The organism is Cellulophaga sp. Hel_I_12, assembly GCF_000799565.1.
GTDB lineage: Bacteria > Bacteroidota > Bacteroidia > Flavobacteriales > Flavobacteriaceae > Cellulophaga.
In genome coordinates this window covers 2221791-2242001 of record NZ_JUHB01000001.1, presented here as the reverse complement: position 1 = coordinate 2242001, position 20211 = coordinate 2221791, and the positions used below count along the sequence as shown (strand labels likewise).

Here is a 20211-nt window from a genome sequence, read left to right as displayed (position 1 = left end):
ACAAATGAAAACAACATATTTTTATCAAAAAGTAAAATATAGCCTGTTTTTGCTAATGGCTATTTTCTTTACAATTTCGTGTGAAGACTTTCTAGAAGAACAGCCAACAACATTAATCGATGCTGATTATGTGTATACTACAGAAGAAGGTTTAAAATCAGGAGTAGTCAGTTTGTATAAATTCTATAGAGATCGCTATGATCAAGGTACAGAAGACTATATGGGAGGGGTGGTATTACCTTCAAGAAGTGATTTAGCATTTTCTAGATCTGGATATACAGGACTTATGGGTAGATATGAGAGGGGAGTTTCTCCAGTTGATTTAGGTTCCCAATTTGTATCCTCTTTATTTTGGAAACGTTTTTATACGATTGCAAATAAAGCAACCGATATTATAAACGCGGCAGAGGATTTAGATAGTTTAGACGAAGAAAGTAGAGATAAAATCATAGCAGAAGCGAAGTTCTTTAGAGCACTTTCCTATTTCTTTTTATATAGAATGTATAATAATATTTATGTTTCTACGGAAACAGTAACCGTCGAAACAGCATTTGAGGTTATTCAGAATAAATCTTCAGAAGAAGAAATATTTGCCTTATTGAATAGCGATCTAGCTTTTGCAGTTGAACATTTAGATTGGAACGTAACTTTTGGTCGTGTATCAAAAGGTACTGCCAAACATATTAAAGCGAAAGTAGCTTTATGGGAAGGAAATTGGACTGAAGCTCGCAACCAAGCGGTTTCGGTCATTGAAGATCCAGATAGTCCACATAGTTTAGTGTCAAGCACAGCTGATGTCTTTAAAGGCGATAGAAATCATTCAGAACAATTATTTGTCATACAATCGCAAGACAATATATTAGGTGGTGGCGGTACCACAATGATAAATGCTAATTTTGTAACTCAATATTTTCAAATTCCAGGTATTAATGCTGAAACAGCTCAGGGGGGTAGAGGATTTTCAAGAGTTTTACCTAACCTATACTTACAAGGATTACTCGCAGCTGATCCAAATGATACGAGAGATAATGACACCTATTTTAGGTTAAAATATTTTTATAATGATGGTCCAAACTCAGGGCAAGAGATAACTATTTATCAGCCGATTACTGATTTAAACAATCCTAGTAGAACGTATACCACTTTTTATCAAAGACTTCACCCATCAACATTAAAGTATACCCAAGATGATGATGATCCGAATTCTTATTTACAAAGAAGTAACATCATGGTGTATCGTTTAGCAGAAACTTATTTATTAGCTGCTGAGGCTATTTTAAGATCTGGTAGTGGAGATCCCTTACCTTATATCAATGCAGTGCGGACAAGAGCAAACGCGGCCCCTTTAACAAGCGTAACCTTGCAAGATATTTTAGATGAAAACGCACGTGAATTAGCCTTTGAAGGAGAGCGTTGGTTTACTTTAAAAAGATTTGGTGCTGAAACATTAAATTTTCAAATGAGAAATTACGCTGGTGATGGAGCATTCTTTCCAAATAATTTTGGAGGTAGTAGAGACCCGAGAGTAAATTGGCAAGACTATTTTATTAACTGGCCAATTTTTCAAGAAGATTTAGATTTGTTCGGACCTAGCTATCCTCAAAATACAGGTTACAATTAATAGTTTTAAAAATTAGGTTAAAGTTGAGTTGAGTTTTTTTATTTAATTTCTAAGGGCAATTTATTGCCCTTAGATTTTTATGAGGAACTCTTTTATCTATAGAAATATGCGTTATTTTTTTTTAATAGTTCTTATCCTTGGTTGCAGTGCATGTAGTTCAATAGCAACTAAGCAGGTCACTTTTGCAAATAATCCTGTCATTGCTCACAGAGGCGCTTGGAAGGCAAAAAACCTTCCAGAAAATTCTATTGCTGCTTTAAAACAAGCCATAGAATTAGGTTGTACTGGTTCAGAATTTGATGTGAGAATGACTTTAGACAGTATTTTAATCGTCACTCATGATCCTGATTATCAAGGCTTAATTATCGAAGAAAACACCTATGCCACCTTAGCCGAGCAAACATTAACAAATGGTGAAACCTTACCGACCCTAAAGGACTATATACTCGCAGGAATGGACAATAATCCTGGCACGGGTTTGGTCTGCGAATTAAAACCTTCAAAAATTGAAGGGCGTAATGTATTAATGGCAGAAAAAGCTGTGGCCTTAGTGGCTGAGCTTAATGCAGAGCCCTATATATCGTACTACATCAGTTTTAGTTACGAAATATTACAAAAAATTATAGCACTAAACCCAACGGCAAAAACGCAGTATTTAGATGGTTCAAAATCGCCAGAGGTTTTGCACAATGATAGTATTTCAGGCTTAGATTATGCCGTTCATATTTTAAAAAGAAAACCAGAATGGATACAAGAAGCAAAAGATAAAAATCTAAAATTAAATGCTTGGACAGCGAATTCTCAAGAAGATTTGGATTGGCTAATTGCAAATAACTTTGATTACATCACCACCAACGAACCTGAATTACTTTTTGAAAGGTTAAAAACTAGTCCGTCAAAAAATGGCTGGCATTTGGTTTGGAGTGACGAATTTAATTATACCGGAAAGCCAGATACGACGAAGTGGGGCTATGATTACCGGTTTATTGCCAATCAAGAAAAACAGTACTATACGGATAGTTTAAAAAATGCGCGTGTTGAAAAAGGGCATTTGATTCTTGAAGCACATAAAGAAAAAATAGCCAATAAAGATTTTAAAAATACAGAAATTAGTGGTTGGGCTAAATACAAAACTGAAATTGATACTGCACAATATACCTCTGCTAGAATAAAGACCGAAGGCCTTGCGGCATGGCAATATGGGCGCATTGAAGTGAGTGCAAAACTACCTGAAGGTCGTGGTATGTGGCCTGCAATATGGATGTTAAGTGAGGATAGAAAAGAAATTGGATGGCCAGAAAGTGGTGAAATAGATATTATGGAACATGTTGGTTATGATAATGATACCATACACGGTACCATACACACTAAAGCATACAACCACATGCTGGGCACACAAAAAGGAAAATCGACCTTTATTGAAAATCCAAATGATGAATTTCATGTTTTTGCTATTGAATGGACGCCTCAAAAAATAGATTTTATGGTAGATGATGTGGTTTATAATCAAGTCAAAAATGAAGGTAAAACAAGCGCTGAGTGGCCTTTTGACAAAAAATTCTACCTTATTTTAAATGTAGCGGTTGGTGGTATGTGGGGAGGTCAAAAAGGTATTGACGATACCATATTTCCACAACAAATGATTATTGATTATATTCGAGTGTATCAACAGGCAAAATAAAAAATTTGAATTTCTATTGGCACTTGTTGGTACTTAATTTTAAATATCGTTTTAATCAATTATAAACCTATGAAAACACCTATACTTTCACTTATAGTCTTGTTCATGTGCATACCTAGTTGTCAAAGTCAACAAATGAGCGTCATGACGTATAATGTACGTTTAGATATTGCATCTGACGGAGAAAATGCTTGGCCCAACCGAAAAGAATTTTTAGGTTCTCAAATTTTATTTCTGGCTCCTGATGTTTTAGGGGTTCAAGAGGCTAGACCTAATCAAGTAAATGATTTAAAAAACACATTAACAGCCTATAAATTTATAGGGAAAGGACGTGATGGCGAACAAGAAGGTGAGCACTCAGGAATCTTTTATAATTCGAACAGGCTTGAGTTGATAGAAGAACATACCTTTTGGCTTTCTGAAACTCCTGAAAAGGTTTCTAAGGGATGGGATGCAGCCTATCCAAGAGTTTGTACTTATGGGTTGTTTGCTTTAAAAGAAAGCCAACAAAAAGTATGGGTTTTTAATACACATTTTGACCATGTGGGAGCTGTAGCGCAACAAAAAGGCATGAAACTTATCTTAGAAAAAATAAAAACTGTCAACATTAAAAACCTTCCGGTAATCATCATGGGCGATTTTAATGTGGAGCCAAATTCAGAAGTGATAACAGAAGCAAAGACTGTTTTATCAGATGCTAAAGAAAAAGCGACAGTAGTTTTTGGTCCTGAAGGTACATTTAATGGTTTTAAATATAACGAACCTGTGACGCGTAGAATAGATTATATTATGGTTTCTGATGCTGTTGTAGTTGAAAAATATGCTACTTTTTCAAGCGCTATCGATTTTAAATTTCCTTCAGATCACTTTCCTGTTTTTGTACAAGTAAGGATTAAACCATAGGGTTCCTTGAAAAGTTCCACCACGTTTACTTTTAGCCTTAATTTGTTTTAAGAAAACTATAACGCCCTATTTTTTATTTCCTGTAAATCAATTTTTAACTTCACTTAAAATAAATGTTATTATGGATTTAAAAAATAAAGTCGTCTATATCACTGGCGGTTCTAAAGGAATAGGATACGGTACTGCAAAAAAATTACTAGCTGAAGGTATGAAAGTCGCTATTAGCGGTAGAACCTTAAAAACGGTTCAAGAAGCTGCTACTGCCCTAGGAAATAAAGATCAAGTTTTAGCTATTGCATCAGATGTTACAAAGTTAGTTGACGAACAAAAAGCTGTTGAAGCTATACTAAAAAAATGGGGTCAGCTAGATGTGGTGCTGGCTAATGCAGGAGTAGGTAATTTCGCGCCTATAGATCAAATGTCAGAGCACCAATGGCATCAAATGATCAACACTAACCTAAACGGAGTTTTTCACACGCTAAAGGCCTCTGTCAAAGCACTCAAACAATCTAAAGGTTATTATATCACTTTAGCAAGCTTAGCAGGTACAAATTTTTTTGAAAAGGGAGCGGGTTATAACGCTACCAAATTTGGTGTTGTTGGGTTTACACAAGCGGTAATGCTTGATTTACGACAATACGGAATTAAAGTTTCTACCATTATGCCAGGTTCAGTAGCTACGCATTTTAATGATCATACGCCTTCTGAAAAAGATGCTTGGAAAATTCAACCTGAGGATATTGGAGAACTGGTCTATGATTTATTAAAAATGAATCCAAGAACTTTGCCTAGTAAAATTGAAGTTAGGCCTACACGACCAGATTTAAAATAATTATAGTTCTTTTTCGGTGAACGGAATGTTAGGATCAAAAATTTCTTGAATTAGTTCAAAGAGAACATTTTTAAAATCAGTAAGGGTGTCTTGGGTTATGACAGTAGTAGTATTTTGGTTGAATAACAAGACACCTTTATTTAAGTTTTTGAAAGATAGTATTCCTGCTTCAATACGCGTTATTGGCGTTTTCTGATCATAGAGAAGGGCATAGCACATAAGTTGAAAGGCCTTACTCATGTCATAGTTTAGAATGATGTCTTCCCAGTCTTTTATTTTTACGTTTTTAGGCTCTACCTTTCCTGTTTTGTAATCGATAATTCTTAGTACGCCATCCACCTCATCAATACGGTCGAGCTTTCCCTTAATTTTAATTGGAACTTCAATGTTGGGTACAGAAAAAACAAGTTCTAAATTTTGCTCCAGAGCCACCACTTTAATCTTGTGCTTTGCTACTTCTTTTATTTCTAATTGAATGAAATTTTGAATATACCGCAAAATTACGTGGTAAGCAATAAGGTTTTTACCTGTCGATATTTCTCCTTCTACATAGGTTTTTTTGAAATTGAGTTGTACGGTTTTCTCCACCTCAGTTAATAGCTTTGTTAAGCTTTCTTTTTCTAAAAATTTTCCAACAAAGCTTTGGTATAAATCTTCTAAGCTATCGTGTACAATAGTTCCAAAGGTATTGGCGGCAACGCTTTCTTCAACCTCATTAGTTTCGTATATTTTTAAGATACTTTTTTTGTAAAAATCTATTGGGTTTCTTATATAATTGCTCAATGAACTAGGTGAAAACCCCCTTGTTCCTAAGGCTTTAATTTCGGCCATCAACGCATCATTTTTAAAAATACTTTGCTTTTTTATCGGAGAGGTTTTTACAAGGCTTGAAGCTGTAATTTCAGTAATAGCTGCATTTTTGTTTTCATCGGTCAATAATTGAGTTAGTAAGCGACTTTTTTCATTACCCTCCAAAACATTAGGTTCTGTGTTGTATATGAGGTAAACATTTTTCGCTCTCTGTAACAACCTATAAAAGTGATAGGTGTAAACGGCATCCTTTTCTTTGTAGGTAGGCAAGCCGTAATTAATTTTAATATCAAAAGGAATAAACGAATTATTTGACTTTCCAGAAGGTAATATGCCTTCATTGACTGAGGTAATAATAACGGTTTCAAAATCAAGATTTCTACTCTCAAGCATTCCCATAATTTGAGTGCCTTGCAGTGGTTCGCCTTGAAAATCTAAAGTTTCAGTAGCTATAAGTTCTTTGTATAAACTTTGCAATGACTTTATATCTGCTATGAATGTATGTTCCTGTACAAGCTGTAAAATTTGATGAAATAGCGCGTTAAAGCGATATAAGTATTCTAATTCTAAGTGCTGATTTAAAGTCTGAAATTTTTCTTTTAGCACTGTGATTATTTTTATGCAGTGACTTAAAAAGACATCCACAGAAAAGTCTTTTTCAGAAAATAAAATGCTTAATAATTTTGGATCTTCTACTAAATTATAGAGCTGTTGGCTTTTTATATAGCTCCAGTTTTTAGTTTTTATAGCGTTGGCTATGAGCATAGCTTGGCTGCTCGAATTTTCTTCTAAGAAATACTGTATGTAGGGGTTTGACAGTATGTTGAGTACATACTCGTAAAACCATCCGTTTTTAGTTTTTCCTAGCCATAAATCAAAATACAAGGAAAAGAGTCCGGCTAAAGGCGTTTTAGAAATAGGGTAGCCCATAGTAATGTTGACACGGTCAATTTCTATAGGAATTGCATTCATAACTGGGTTTAATAGATGTTCATCTCCCAAGACTATGGCCGTATTTTTTAATAAAGTAGCATTTTCTACATGTATTTTCTTTAATAAATCCCCTACATAATTAGCTTGTGATATGTTTTTTGGTACGCCTATAATTTGGATATTCTTTGGGCTGAGGTAATGATTACTGATCCCTTTTAAAGGGTGATCATTGAAATAAGACCAATTTTTTTTGTGTTGACGAATAAAATAACTAGCATCGTGGATGGTATCTTCTAAAAAATATGAATCTAGGTCCCAATAAATATCAGAATTGGTAGTCTTAAGAACTTCTTGGATAATGAATTCTTCGGCTTTGTTAAGGGCATTAAATCCAATAAATATTATTTTTTGCTCTTTTAAAGACGAAATAAAATTTTGAATATTCTCGTAAGCTTTTCGGTAGGCAAATCCTTGAGAGGCTATGTTTTTCTTCGCTAAACTGGTGTTGAAATGATGGTATAACGCATCTAATGAGTTCCAGAATTTTACATAATCTTGAATCATTGGTGTTTTTTCGCCCTGCATGTAGGTATTCATTTCTTGAATCGCCGACATATGCGAAAAAATTTTATTGGTATCTACAAGGTATCTATCTATTTCATTGAAATCTTGTAAAATTGTTTGTCCCCATTTGGAGAAGCTTAAAAACGAATCTTTTTGCGCTTCCTTCGTAGTGGCTAGATACGATTGATATAGGGTAAAGAGTTGGTCAGTATTTGTTGCGTAGCTAAAACCAGATATTTTTTCTACAAAGGTTTCTATGCTATAAATTTCTGGAGCAAAAATGGTTTTATGAGCTGATTTGGAAATACTATTTTTTAGAAACGTACCTGCTCTTTTACTGGGTAGAACAAAGAGTAGCTTAGAAATATCATTTTCAGATTTGACAAGGGTCTCTACAACTTCTTCAATAAAACTTTGCATGAAGTAAAAATAAAAAAAGCTCCGCGATTGCGGAGCTTTTTACTATGTAATATTTGAAAATTAATTCTCAGTAATTAAATTACTTTACTAAATTAATTTCAACTCTTCTGTTTTGCTCTCTACCTGATCTTGTAGCGTTAGAAGCGATTGGCTTCTCTTCACCGTAACCTACAGCAGATAATCTAAATTCTTCGATACCTTTTTCTACTAAAAATTCTTTTACAGAAAGTGCACGAGATTCAGATAAGCTTTGGTTTAATTTGTTTGAACCAACACTATCCGTATGACCTTCTACAGTAAATTTAGAATTAGGATATTCCTTTAAGATCGTAATGATATCAACCATTACAGAAGTAGATTCAGCTTTAATAGAAGATTTACCAGTATCAAATAAGATAGTTCTAGCATAATCATTCAATTTTTTCTGAACTTCTTCAGTTACTTCAGGACAACCTTTATTAGCTACAGTTCCAGCAACATCTGGACACATATCGTCTTTGTCTAAAACGCCATCACCGTCAGCATCTTGGTAAGGACAACCTTTGTTAGCAGCAGGACCAGCTTCAGAAGGACATGCGTCATCTTTATCAGCAATACCATCGCCATCAGCATCTGGACAACCATTTAAGGCTTTTAAGCCAGCAACATTAGGACAAGCATCATCTTTATCAGCAACACCATCACCGTCTGTATCAGGACAACCGTTCATTTCTTTTGAACCTGCAACATTAGGACAAGCATCTTTGCTATCTTCAATACCATCACCATCAGCATCTGGACAACCGTTGAAAGCAGCTAAACCAGCAACTTCTGGACAAGCGTCATCTTTGTCATAAATACCATCACCATCAGTATCAGTACCACCGAACTTAATGTTGACACCAGCTAAATGTTGGAAATGTGTAACTCCGTAATCTTCAAAAGCGTGCTTGTATACAGTTTGAAAAGTAAGTCCAATGTTTTCCGTAAACCATAAGTTTACACCAACACCACCATTTACTGTACCAGAACCAACTTCTTCAACCCAAGTATAACCACCACCAATCTCAGCGAAAGGATCGATTACTGTATTTTTAAGGAATGAATATTTTATAGTACCGTCAATTGCATAGTGAGATAAATCATCAACTTCTACGTCACCTAATTTACTAATTCTGTTTAAAGAACCTCTAGCGCCTACAGAAAATCCACTACCTACATATTTAGATACAGATACATAAGAAATAGAAGGAAGAATGTTCCAGTGATCAGTTGCATTAAAAAATTCGTTACCGAAAGAACTTGGAATGTCACCAAGACGTGCATTGGTACCAGCAGCTGGATAAACATCAATGGCGTTAAGACCAAAACCTATTTGCCACGGATTATTCTCGTCTTGCGCTTGAATGCTGTTAAATCCTACAAAAAGTAGGGCAACAACTAATAATTTGCTAAGATGTTTCATTTTATAATATTTAAGTTTAAGGGTTTATTAACTGCAAATGTAAGTTGTTAACTATTATTAACAAAATCAATTTCCTGTTTTTTTTAACACATTTCATAAGAAAAGTACTGCGTTTAAATAATTTCAAGCTTTTTCCCCACTTCAATAAAGGCTGAAACTGCTTTGTCTAAGTGTTCTTTTTTATGCGCTGCAGATATCTGAACCCTTATTCGCGCCTTATTTTTGGGCACAACTGGAAAAAAGAAGCCAATGACATAAATTCCTTTTTCTAATAAAAGTTCAGCCATTTGTTGTGATAATTTTGCGTCATACAACATGACAGGAACAATAGCAGAATCTCCCTCAACAATATCAAAACCAGCATTTTTCATCTCCTTTTTGAAGTATTTTGTGTTTTTTTCGAGTTGATCGCGTAGGGAAGTATCGTTTTTTAACATCTCAAACACCTTGATTGAGGCACCAACGATAGCAGGTGCTAGTGAATTAGAAAATAAATAAGGTCTTGAGCGTTGTCGTAACATTTCAATAATTTCCTTTTTTCCTGTGGTATAGCCACCCATAGCGCCGCCTAGCGCTTTTCCTAATGTACCGGTGATAATATCTATTCTACCCATCACCCCTTTTTCTTCAAGAGTTCCGCGTCCTGTTTCCCCTATAAAGCCAGTTGCGTGGCATTCGTCTATCATCACCAAGGCATCGTAGGTATCCGCTAAATCGCATATTTTGTCTAATGGGGCTAAAACGCCATCCATAGAAAATACACCATCGGTAACAATAATCTTAAATCGTGCGCCATCTTTAGTAGCTTGTTGTAGTTGCTTTTCTAAGTCAGCCATATCATTATTAGCATACCTGTAGCGCATCGCCTTACATAAACGAACACCGTCAATGATAGAAGCGTGATTTAAGGCGTCTGAAATAATAGCGTCTTCTGCCCCTAACAAAGGTTCAAAAACCCCTCCGTTGGCATCAAAGGCAGCGGCATAGAGTATGGTGTCTTCAGTGCCATAAAAATCTGCAATTGTTTTTTCAAGTGTTTTATGGATGTCTTGAGTACCACAAATAAACCGAACAGAGGACATTCCAAAACCATGACTATCTAAAGTGTCCTTAGCTGCTTTAACAACATCTGGATGTGCTGAAAGTCCTAAATAGTTATTGCTACAAAAATTCAGTACTTCTTCTCCCGTACTAATTTTAATCACAGCGTCTTGGGCGCTTGTAATAATACGTTCTTTTTTAAATAAGCCCGATTCTTTAATGTTTTCAAGTTCTTCTGCTAAATACTCTTTGATTTTACCGTACATATTTATATAAATTCTGGAGTTATTTCATTGTTAATATATACAATGATTTTATTATTTATTTTATAATTCATTGCTTCAAGGGCTAAAGCATACGAATCAATCTGATCTTTATAGGAAATATTTCGTCTTCCTGTTTTATAATCGATAATGGTCACTTCATCTCCCTCAAAAACGAGTCTGTCAGGACGCAAAATTATACCATTTTTATCGATTATGTCTTTTTCATTTTTGATAATTTTATCGGCACTATAAAATTCAACTAATTTAGGGTGTTGAATGATCATTAATATTTTTTGTTTTAAAGCGCTTACATCTTCTTGGTTCAATTCTCCTGAGCTCACTAAATTATCAAAACAAGGGGTGATATCAGCATGGGTATGTATTAAACTCAAAATGGTATGAACCGTATTTCCCTTCAATAAGGCAGCTTCCATAGTCGTGTCCCATAGCATTCCTGATTTCGCCAATATTTTAAAGCTCGCTCGTTCTTTATAGGAATATGGAAATGGAATACTTTGTTGTTTATTGTTTTTAGCTGAAACCATATTGGCGGCTGGTAATCTGCCAAAATCATAAACTAATTGGTCTTCTTTCCAAAGACCTTTATCCATTAAATATTGCATAAAGAGCCCTGAATAATAATCAAGGTTTGGTTTTTTACTTTTACTATCTAATTTTTTTTCAGTGATGACGTACAAGCTTTTTACAGCCCTCGTTAATGCCACGTAAAGAACATTAAAGGCATCGAGTTCTAGGTGTTGTTGCTCTATTTCGTAGAGATTATTAGCGTACGCGCCATACTGAACAACCTCTTTGTTCTTGTTTATTAAAAGTTCTTTAAAACCATTAAAATCTTCTTCGGGCACCGGTAGCCACATTTTTGGTTTTATATCCTTATATATATGTGCATTGGCAAACGGAACTATAACAACAGGAAACTCGAGTCCTTTTGATTTATGGATGGTCATAATCTGAACGGCTTCCATACCTTGTGGAGCACTAATGCTTAAGGTCTCCTTTTTCTTTTCCCAATAGTCTAAAAACAATGCGGCGCTACTTCCTTTCTTGTATTCCACATCTAATATTTCATCTAATAAATAGGTAATATAAGCAGGCTCATCTTCTGCTAAAGCAAAGGCTTTTATGGCTTGTTGAAACCCATCGAAAACCGATAAGGTTCTAAATTTGGTAAGACTAAAGCCAAAGGCTAGGTCTAAATGCTTTTCAAGTTGCTTTAAATTTGAAGCTAAATAGGAATGTAAATCGTCTGACTCTCCTTTTAAAAAGTAAAGTATAGCAAAAGCCGCTTCAAAATCTTCGGGATTGAGACTAAAATTTAAAAGATGAATTAAGAAACTTACCTTATCCGAATTCTTTAAAAGTAAAGTTTCCGAGGATATAATAGGAATTCCTTGTTCACTTAGATAATTTGCTAATAAAATTCCGTTTTTTTTATCCCGAACAAGAATACAAATATCACGTAAGGCATAATTTTTTTCCAAGAGGGAATGAATCGTTTTTAAAACCTCTTCACAGTAAAGTTCGTTAGGCTGCTTTTCACTAGCTTCTTCGATAAAGTTTAATTGTACTAAGCCTCCTTTTTTATGATTAATTTCCTGTTGATTTCCTTCTTGAAATAAAGTGCTATATGCAGGCTTATTGAGGTTGCTGCTGCTGCTCGTGAAAAAGTCATTATTAAATTTTATAATTTCCTCATAACTTCTATAATTAGCAGGTAAATTTTCTATTTTTGGTGCTACAACAAACGGATTTACGGTTTTAGTAACGAGGTCTAAAAATTGTTCTGCTTTTCCCCCTCGCCACCTATAAATGGCTTGCTTGGCATCGCCCACGACTAATAAAGAACCTAAATTACCTTTATCATCAGTGCTTTCTAAGGCATTGCCAATTAAGGGAATTAAATTTGTCCATTGCAGTTCTGAAGTATCTTGAAATTCGTCTATAAAATAGTGCTTATATTTTTCGCCCAATCGTTCATAAATAAAAGGAACAGGTTGATCTTTAATTTCTTTTGATATAATGGCATTAAATGTGGATAAAGGAATTTCATCACGTTCTAATTCTAAGGCTTTAACCTCTTTTTGTAAGGCATTTAAAACCGTTAATGGTACAATGTTTTTATAGCCGTTTCGTAAGAATGCGATGGCATAAAAATGATCTTTAATAGTGCTAAATTGTTCGTTAAACCTAGCGTGTAAGCTATCAATTGTCGCCTTTTTATCTGCCGCCAATGTTTTGTTGTATAAGGTGGTGTTTTCGAAATCCTGTTTCCAAGCAGCATCAAAGTTAACACCAGCCTTTAAAGTGCTCACATCTACCATAAATTTTGGAAAATAAGAAGCTTTAAAATCGGTAAATTCTAGTCCGTTTTCTGAAATTAGCTGTAAAGCACTTTTGGCTGCTTCGGTTATAGTATGTTCAAATTCCCTTATTTTTTTTCTTAAGGTTTTTTTTAAAATTTCAAAATCAGCAATATTTTTATCTAAAAAATGTACTAAATGCTTTTCGTGTTTTTCTTGAAATATAAGCTCCTTGCCCATATCAAAAATATCTAGAGAAACATCCCAACTTTTATCATCATCCGCTTTTTCTAAAGCGAAATGTATCAATACCTTCGTAAGTTCTTCGTTAGTACCTGCTTTATTTACTAATCTTGCCACAGCTTCATTCAACAAAAGAGATGTGTCTAAAATAACCTCAAAGTTTTGTGGTAGTTGTAGGTCTTTTGCAAAGGTTCGTATTAACCGATACGTAAATTTATCAATCGTTGAAACATCGAAAAAAGCATAGTTATGGAGAATTTCTTTAAGTGATTTTTTAGCTCTTTTTTGTAGTATTTCTGGGCTAATTTCAAGCTCTTCTGCAATGGCATTGAACATGGGTTTGGCAGCATCAAGTAAAGGAACTTTTCCGAATTCAAATAAACTACCTAATATCCGCTCTTTCATTTCGTTGACCGCCTTATTGGTAAACGTTATGGCTAAAATTTCTCTATAATTTGCAGAAGAGGCATCCGCAAGAATTATTTTTAAATACGCTTTTGTTAAGGTGTAGGTTTTACCAGACCCAGCAGAGGCACTATAAATATGATAAGAAGAATTTTGCAAGCTATTTTTATTACAAAGTACGGAATCTTAGTTCAATTTCACGCTAAAATCAGGATTCTAAAGTTCTTAACAAATAATTAATGCAATTAGTTTTTTGAAAGTCTTAACTTTGTAAGACAACGATTTATTAATTAAAAACTATAATTATGGCCTTTGAATTACCAAAATTACCATACGCATATGATGAACTTGAACCAAATATTGATGCTCGCACTATGGAAATACACCATACAAAACATCATAACGGGTACACAACGAACCTGAATAACGCAATTGCAGGCACAGATTTAGAGAAAAAATCGATCGAAGCTATTTTGAAAAACTTAGACATGAGTAATGCTGCTGTTCGTAATAATGGTGGAGGTTTCTATAATCATTCTTTATTTTGGGAAGTGATGTCGCCCGACGGCGGAGGAAAACCTTCAGGAGACTTAGCGACTGCCATTGATGCAGCATTTGGTTCTTTTGACGCGTTTAAAGAAGCATTTTCTAAGGCGGCAGGGACAAGATTTGGATCTGGTTGGGCATGGCTTTGTGTGCATAAAGGCGGTAAGGTCGAAGTTTGTTCTACACCTAACCAAGACAATCCTTTAATGCCAGAAGTAGGCTGCACAGGTTTTCCTATTTTAGGATTAGATATTTGGGAGCACGCTTATTATTTAAATTACCAAAATAGAAGACCAGATTATATCACTGCATTTTTTAATGTGATTAACTGGAAAAAGGTATCAGCCTTATACGCGGCGAATAAATAAGCTACGTATCGCAATAAAATAGAGCTACAACACAAAAGTCCGTTTGGTTAATTCCAAACGGACTTTTGTGTTGTAATACCAAATAGAAAAGGGTAGAGTTTCCTCTACCCTTTTCATCCCAAATCTTACCATAAACTTAACCTACTTATGCTATGGCGATGCTAAAATACTGGTATTTAGAGAAATATCAAAAGATTCTCCTATAATTTATGTGTTTATTTACGATTAATTTGATGGTTTTAGGAGGAGTAGGACTTTATTATTTGGTAAAGTGCTGATTATCAGAAATGAAAAAGGTAGAGCATAGCTCTACCTTTTTCCCCCAAATCTTACCATGAACTTAACCTACTTATGCTATGGTTCTACGAAATTAAACCAACTAGGGCCTTTTAAGCAATTTTTTAGATGAACGTCTTGATTATAAGTTGAAATGCTATTTTTAGGAAATAAACTTGATTACGAAATGGTTCTCTGTTGGCTTTGGTTCATGTTTAAAAAACAAAAGGTAGAGCATAGCTCTACCTTTTTCCCCAAATCTTACCATGAACTTAACCTACTTATGCTATGGTGCATCAAAGATATTCATTGTTGTAAAACAGGCAGTATGTTTTAGATGAATACGCACTATTTAAAGTTAACCGGTACATATTAGGGTGTTTGGTCTTCAATAAAGATTAAAAAGAGAAAGGATGAAGGGAAATAAATCATGTAGTTAGGAAAGTTCGTTGTTAACTTTGGATGTAATTCCTTATAAGACTTTGAATGTGTAGATCTAACACAACCCGCTGAAAAAGGGGGCTTAGTTGCATGTGCATTACTGCATTGAGCTTAGGTATGAGAGAAAATCAGATTTTAAAAATAAAAAAGGCGAAGATAAACTTCGCCTTTTTCCCCAAATCTTACCATGAACTTAACCTACTTATGCTATGGCAAGTGTTAAAATTACTCTCATAGTCGTTGAAACGACGATAATTACGATAAACTGCAAGTATTGTCGATAAAATGCACTTAAAGGTGCTTTTCATCGATGATAGCTTTAGTAGGCTCTTTCGTTTTTACCCTCATAGAAATTTATAAATGCTCTATTTACCACTCTATTTCCTCCCGGTGTTGGGTAATCTCCCGTAAAATACCAATCCCCAAGATTTTTAGGGCAGGCTTGATGAAGATTTTTAATCGTTTGATAGATAATTTGAACCTCTGCATTAATTTCAGGTGAACTTAACAATGTTCCTATTTTCTCAGATATTTCCTCAGGAGTAAAAGGCGCATAAAATTCCTTAACGTAGTTAATAACATCCTTATCTTTAGAGCTCACTTGTAAAAGACATTTTTGATAAATAGCGTCTATTACTGGAGTAGTTCCTCGATCTTTATGTAATTCAAGCGCCGCTCTAAAAGCAATAAAGTCTTCTAATTTTGCCATATCAATGCCATAACAATCTGGATATCGAATTTGCGGGGCCGATGAAACTACTATTATTTTTTTTGGATGTAACCTATCTAGTATTTTAAGAATACTTTTTTTAAGGGTTGTTCCTCTAACAATACTATCATCAATAATCACTAGGTTATCACCTGGTTTAACAGAGCCATAAGAAATATCATAAACATGGGCTACCAAGTCATCTCTACCACTGTCTTGTGTAATAAATGTTCTCAGTTTGGCATCTTTAATGGCGACCTTTTCGATTCTAGGTCGTACATCAAGAATTTCATGCAATTGTTCCTTTGTTATTTTGTATCCTAAAGAAAGAATCTGTTCTTCTTTCTTTTTATTCATATAAGTTTGAGCTTCTTTCACCATGCCAAAAAATGAAGTTTCAGCAGTATTGGGGATATACGAAAAAACAGTATTTTTTATATCTGAATCGATAGCTTTTAGAATCTTTGGAAAAATAAGGCGGCCTAGTTCTTTGCGTTCTTGATAAATTTCTTTGTCACTACCTCTAGAGAAATAAATACGTTCAAACGAACAAGCCTTACGTTCCGTAGGTTCAAGAATTTTTTTGATTTTTACTTGGCCATTTTTTCCAATCAAAATGGCATGACCTGGATCTAATTCTTTTACGTTTTCAAATTGAACATTAAAAACGGTTTGTATGGCAGGTCTTTCAGAGGCAATGGCGACTACTTCATCATCTTGGTAGTAATAAGCTGGTCTAATACCAGCGGGATCACGCAGAACAAAAGCATCTCCGTGCCCTAACAAACCTGCCATGGCGTACCCACCATCCCAGTTTTTCGCCGCTCTTCTTAATATTTTAGCCACATTCAAGCGCTCTGCAATAAGTGGTGATGCCTCTTGCTTATTATACCCTTCTTTTTTAATTTCTTTATAAAGTTTGGCTACGGCATCATCTAAGAAATGCCCAATTTTTTCCATAACCGTGACCGTATCGGCCATTTCTTTAGGATGTTGCCCAATTTGAACCAAGTTATCGAACAGTACATCAACATTTGTCATGTTAAAGTTCCCTGCAACGATTAGGTTACGGTGCATCCAATTGTTTTGACGGATAAATGGGTGTACATTTTCAATACTATTTTTGCCAAAAGTACCATACCGTACATGACCCAGTAAAAGCTCTCCGATATAAGGAATATGTTTTTTTTGCAGCTCCACATCCTGTTCATATTCTGGATGTTCTTTAAAGCTGGTATTAATGCGCTCGTTAATTTGAGCAAAAATGTCTTGTATGGGTTGCTGTGCAATAGAGCGTACTCTACTCATATAGCGCTCGCCAGCTTTCATATCTAACTTAATACTTGCAAAACCAGCACCGTCCTGTCCACGATTATGCTGCTTTTCCATCATCAAATACATTTTATTTACACCATAAAATGCAGTTCCATATTTTTCCTGATAATAGGACAATGGCTTTAATAAGCGAATTAAAGATATTCCACATTCATGTTTAATTGCATCACTCATTTTCTTGTAGCGTTGTATTAAAAATGCCCTGGAAATTCAGGGCAAACTTTATTCTAATTCTATATCAAACTGACTTAATTCTTTGAATTGTAGCAGTCTTTTATTTACTTCTTCTTTATTTAAAGTAACCATGCGCTCGGTACCAAATTTTTCAACACAGAAGGATGCCAAATTAGACCCTTGAATCACTGCGTTTTTCATGTTCTCAAATGAGATGTTTCTTGTAGATGCTAAATATCCCGAGAATCCTCCAGCAAAAGTATCTCCGGCTCCTGTTGGGTCAAAAACTTCTTCTAAAGGTAATGCAGGTGCAAAAAACACTTTGTTTTTATGAAATAACAAAGCGCCATGTTCTCCTTTTTTAATCACTACATATTTAGGCCCCATAGCTTCAATCTTAGTAGCGGCTTTTACTAAGGAATATTCCCCAGTTAATTGTCGAGCTTCTTCATCATTAATCGTAAGCACATCAATGTGTTGTATGACGTTCAATAATTCAGGCAGGCTATGATCCATCCAAAAATTCATAGTATCTAAAACTATGAGTTTTGGTCGTTCTGTCATTTGATTAATTACACTTAATTGAATATTTGGATGTAAATTTCCAAGCATAACAACATCAGCGTCTTTAAAAGATTCAGGAACTTTAGGGTTAAAGTCGGCTAATACGTTTAATTCTGTAGCGAGTGTATCCCTTACATTCAGGTCATTATGATACTTGCCTTTCCAATAAAAAGTTTTACCGCCTTTAACAATTTCGAGACCAGAAATGTCAATGTTTTTGGCAGACAATAAATTTAAATAGTTTGCTGGCATATCATCACCAACAACAGATACAATAGCAGATGAAACGTTAAAATTGGAAGCAGCTAAGCCTATATAGGTTGCAGCTCCACCTAAAATTTTATCTGTTTTTCCAAAAGGAGTTTCAATAGCATCGAAAGCAACGGTACCTACAATTAATAATTTACCCATTATGGTATTTAATTTTGTGCAAATATAAGGGTAATACTATTTACCATTTAAAATTACTACAATAAAAAACACCTTTTCCTTTTCTAGTTTGCCTTAAAAAAAGAAGCTGAAGCGCTACTTTTTGATTTTGGCTTGAATAAAGTATACACCCATAATTTTCTGAGGTGTAATTTTCAGTAGTAACTGATGTTAGGATTGAGCTGCACCATTTCGTTATTTTAAAATAATTGGTTTATAAGATGGTTATTGTGAAAATTTCAAAAGTTCTAAATACTAGTAACTTTAAATTTTTAGTATTATTTTTAAACTCTTAATAGTTCATTTAATGGTTTTTATATGAAAGTTTTTTTACTAAGTATTGGTCTTGTGTTTATGGTGCAGAGTAATTTTGGTCAACACCGAAAAATAGCGGTAGACACTGTTATTACGACACAGCATAAAGTAACTATTAATGGCGTGGTCATTCCCTATACCGCACAAACTGGGATGCAACCTGTTTGGGACGAGAACGGCAAGCCAATGGCAAGTTTATATTATACTTATTACACTCGTGATAATATCAAAGACAGGGCTTCAAGACCTTTATTGATTTCTTATAATGGGGGTCCAGGTTCAGCATCGGTTTGGATGCATTTGGCCTATACTGGACCAAGAGTTTTAAAAATAGATGCTGAGGGTTACCCTGTTCAACCATACGGCGTAAAAGAAAATCCGTTTTCTGTCTTAGACGAAACTGACATCGTTTATGTAAATCCTGTAAATACAGGCTACAGTAGAACTATTCCAGAGACAGGTGAAGAAGTGAATCGTAAAAAGTTTTTTGGAATTAATGCGGACATCAAGTATTTAGCGGAATGGCTTAATACTTTTGTTACCAGAAACAATCGTTGGTTATCCCCTAAATACATTATTGGGGAAAGTTATGGAGGTACTAGAGTGATGGGATTATCACTCGCCTTACAAAACCAGCAATGGATGTATTTAAATGGGGTGATTATGGTTTCTCCGGCAGATTATAAAGTGTTACGTGAAGGGGGTCCGGTTTCCGATGCTTTAAATCTACCGTATTATACTGCCGCTGCTTGGCATCACAAAGCGCTAGCACCAGCATTGCAAAATAAAGATTTGGAAGAAATATTACCTGAAGCAGAAGCCTACACGCTAAATTCTTTAATTCCCGCACTTTCTAAAGGGGGTTTTATTAATGCTGCAGAAAAAGATGAAGTAGCAGAAAAAATGGCCTACTATTCAGGTTTAGCTAAAAATGATATTTTAGGTCAAAATTTAGTTGTACCCAATAGTTATTTCTGGAAACATTTATTAAAAGATAAAAGTGGCTTTACCCTGGGGAGATTAGATAGTAGATACCTTGGTATTGATCGACAGTCGGAAGGAATGCAACCTGATTACAGCGCGGAATTAACCTCTTGGTTGCATAGTTTTACTCCCGCTATTAATTATTATCTACAAGAAGAATTAAATTTTAAGACCGATGTTAAATACAACATGTTCGGTCCAGTGCAGCCTTGGGATAATAGTGAGGATACTACACGTGATGATTTAAGACAGGCTATGGCACAAAACCCTTATTTGAATGTGTTGATACAAAGCGGCTACTATGATGGTGCGACCACTTATTTTAATGCCAAATATACCATGTGGCAAGTAGATCCAAGTGGACAAATGAAAGATAGGTTCGAGTTTAAGGGATACCGCAGCGGACATATGATGTATTTGCGCTATGAAGATTTAAAAAAATCAAATGATGATCTTCGTTCTTTTATAAAAAGAACACAGGCGAATGGTAAAAGCGCGAAGTATTAAGTGTGTTTAAAAGAAACAACAACAAAGCAATATTGCAATAATCGTAATTTAGGTAAAGACTAGGATGGGCAAGGCCCTA

General features: G+C 34.9%; 12 protein-coding genes. 6 read left to right on the top strand and 6 right to left on the bottom strand.

Annotated features, from left to right (window positions below; genetic code table 11):
* Window positions 1-4 precede the first annotated feature (4 nt).
* From GQ45_RS09840 to GQ45_RS09825, 4 genes are all read left to right on the top strand, one after another.
* Window positions 5-1621 carry a RagB/SusD family nutrient uptake outer membrane protein gene (locus GQ45_RS09840; RefSeq protein ID WP_081980910.1) on the top strand — a complete coding sequence of 539 codons (1617 nt, stop codon included), beginning with the start codon at window positions 5-7 and terminating at the stop codon, window positions 1619-1621.
* A gap of 106 nt (window positions 1622-1727) precedes the next feature.
* The gene (locus tag GQ45_RS09835; RefSeq protein ID WP_047417371.1) at window positions 1728-3302 is read left to right on the top strand and encodes a family 16 glycosylhydrolase; all 1575 of its coding nucleotides are present in this window, start codon (window positions 1728-1730) and stop codon (window positions 3300-3302) included.
* 144 nt (window positions 3303-3446) lie between these two features.
* Window positions 3447-4205: an endonuclease/exonuclease/phosphatase family protein gene (locus GQ45_RS09830; RefSeq protein WP_231555180.1), complete on the top strand. Its 759-nt coding sequence runs from the start codon at window positions 3447-3449 to the stop codon at window positions 4203-4205.
* Window positions 4206-4326: 121 nt separating this feature from the next.
* Window positions 4327-5037 (top strand): SDR family oxidoreductase, encoded by a 711-nt coding sequence (locus GQ45_RS09825; RefSeq protein ID WP_047417367.1) that lies wholly within the window; start codon window positions 4327-4329, stop codon window positions 5035-5037.
* On the opposite strand, the gene GQ45_RS09820 is transcribed toward GQ45_RS09825, so the two are convergent.
* The 4 genes from GQ45_RS09820 to GQ45_RS09805 all read right to left on the bottom strand — a co-directional run bounded on the left by GQ45_RS09820 (window position 5038) and on the right by GQ45_RS09805 (window position 13643).
* Complete coding sequence (locus GQ45_RS09820) at window positions 5038-7764, bottom strand: PD-(D/E)XK nuclease family protein (protein WP_047417364.1); 2727 nt, start codon at window positions 7762-7764, stop codon at window positions 5038-5040.
* A 79-nt stretch (window positions 7765-7843) separates the two neighbouring features.
* A complete protein-coding gene (locus GQ45_RS09815) occupies window positions 7844-9208 on the bottom strand; it encodes an OmpA family protein (protein ID WP_047417363.1) in 1365 nt (454 codons plus the stop codon).
* 113 nt (window positions 9209-9321) lie between these two features.
* Window positions 9322-10515: a glycine C-acetyltransferase gene (gene kbl / locus GQ45_RS09810; protein ID WP_047417360.1), complete on the bottom strand. Its 1194-nt coding sequence runs from the start codon at window positions 10513-10515 to the stop codon at window positions 9322-9324.
* Window positions 10516-10517: 2 nt separating this feature from the next.
* Complete coding sequence (locus GQ45_RS09805) at window positions 10518-13643, bottom strand: exodeoxyribonuclease V subunit beta (RefSeq protein WP_047417356.1); 3126 nt, start codon at window positions 13641-13643, stop codon at window positions 10518-10520.
* 146 nt (window positions 13644-13789) lie between these two features.
* On the opposite strand from GQ45_RS09805, the gene GQ45_RS09800 reads away from it, so the two are divergent.
* Window positions 13790-14398 (top strand): superoxide dismutase, encoded by a 609-nt coding sequence (locus GQ45_RS09800; protein WP_047417353.1) that lies wholly within the window; start codon window positions 13790-13792, stop codon window positions 14396-14398.
* Window positions 14399-15434: 1036 nt separating this feature from the next.
* On the opposite strand, the gene GQ45_RS09795 is transcribed toward GQ45_RS09800, so the two are convergent.
* Both GQ45_RS09795 and GQ45_RS09790 read right to left on the bottom strand, forming a co-directional pair.
* A complete protein-coding gene (locus tag GQ45_RS09795) occupies window positions 15435-17333 on the bottom strand; it encodes an amidophosphoribosyltransferase (protein WP_047417351.1) in 1899 nt (632 codons plus the stop codon).
* Between the two features lie 48 nt (window positions 17334-17381).
* Window positions 17382-18308: a PfkB family carbohydrate kinase gene (locus tag GQ45_RS09790; protein ID WP_047417348.1), complete on the bottom strand. Its 927-nt coding sequence runs from the start codon at window positions 18306-18308 to the stop codon at window positions 17382-17384.
* Window positions 18309-18644: 336 nt separating this feature from the next.
* On the opposite strand from GQ45_RS09790, the gene GQ45_RS09785 reads away from it, so the two are divergent.
* Complete coding sequence (locus GQ45_RS09785) at window positions 18645-20132, top strand: S10 family peptidase (protein WP_047417345.1); 1488 nt, start codon at window positions 18645-18647, stop codon at window positions 20130-20132.
* Window positions 20133-20211: the final 79 nt, after the last annotated feature.